This is a genomic window from Megasphaera geminata F0357, assembly GCF_000239275.1.
GTDB classification, from domain to species: Bacteria; Bacillota; Negativicutes; order Veillonellales; family Megasphaeraceae; genus Megasphaera; species Megasphaera geminata.
The window spans coordinates 1-1248 of record NZ_JH417614.1; the positions used below are offsets into that span (position 1 = coordinate 1).

Below are 1248 nucleotides of genomic sequence, written 5' to 3' on the forward strand. Positions count from 1 at the left end.
GACGGGGGTATTTTTATATAAGCAGTGTGCGGCAGGAGGAGCGATACTGTAAATTTAAATCTCAATGTGGGGAAACAGCTGACTGCTCCGGGTGTTATCTGCCTTCCTGCTCATCCCCGATATATTGTCGGCATGAAGTAAGATACGAAAATTCGCGTTACCGCGTATTTGCTTCGATCATCGAAAGTTCCGGCTGGAATTCCCGAACGAGCTTCATGTCGGCCTGCACGCCTCTTTTCAGTGCATTGTAAATGATCATCGCCATTTCGTACCGGGTCATGGTCCTGTCGCCATGATAATCGCCGTCCGGATACCCTTCGACAATGCCGTTTCCTGCTAAGGTTGAAACGGCTTCATATGCCCAGTGATTTTCGGGAATATCCGGGAAATCCTTATATGCATTGGGATTGAAGATATTTAATATATTATCCAGACGGGCTTCTAACAAGCTGACCTTGTTTTGCAGCGTATCGATCTTCCGTTGAGCGGCCTTGCTGATACCGCGTTCATGGCTTCCTTCACCGAACTTGAAGGACAGGCTGGCGTTGTACATATTGTCGCCGTAACCTACGGTGCTGCTGACACCGAACAGGATATTATCATTCGGCCGGTAGAACGCGCCGATCGCTGCGGCATGTTCGCTCTTATATGAGCCGAAGCCGACAGCAAAACTGAGTTTCGATGTCGCGTCATAATCAACGGGATGGAGTCCCGCCAGTGCCGCGGCACCGGCCCCGACTCTGCTGAGATCACGGTTCCAGCGTTCTATGCGCTGATTGGTCCGGAACAGCTGGCTTCCGTTCACGGCATCCATGCTGGTATCGCTGAGCGTTCCGTCTGCGACGTTGATGATTTTCTGCTCATTGGCGTTGATGCCGTTATTGTCGATGTATGTCTTGTTGCCGATCTTATAGGAGGCTGCCTTGACATCACCGGTGACATCCAGGTTGTTATTCATGACAACATCGTTGTTGAATGTCGTATTCGTAGCCGTCATCGTCATGGAGGTGGTACCTACATTGTTGATAAGCTGTGTCCTAGCCGTATGCGTAATGTTTTCGGCCGTCAGGACATCATTACCTTTCACGTCGGTGATCCGGTCGCCGCCTACGGTGGGTGGACTGACTGCCCGCCACGTCGGTGGCCTGATTGCCGCCTACGGTAGTCGTTTGATCTCCTTTGTAGTCTTCCACGACATCGCCCTCAACGGTTTCGGTCAGCTTACCGTCCACAGTGTTGGTCTGATCG

The 1248-nt window shown here is 51.4% G+C and carries 2 protein-coding genes; both read right to left on the reverse strand.

Translation table 11 applies throughout. The annotated features are described in order from the left end of the window. Nucleotides 1-157: 157 nt before the first annotated feature. Complete coding sequence (locus tag HMPREF0080_RS07925) at nt 158-1087, reverse strand: YadA-like family protein (protein ID WP_006790918.1); 930 nt, start codon at nt 1085-1087, stop codon at nt 158-160. Then, the gene (locus HMPREF0080_RS11770; RefSeq protein ID WP_216436714.1) at nt 1077-1232 is read right to left on the reverse strand and encodes a hypothetical protein; all 156 of its coding nucleotides are present in this window, start codon (nt 1230-1232) and stop codon (nt 1077-1079) included. Before HMPREF0080_RS11770 ends, HMPREF0080_RS07925 begins: the two co-directional genes overlap by 11 nt. Between the last annotated feature and the right edge of the window lie 16 nt (nt 1233-1248).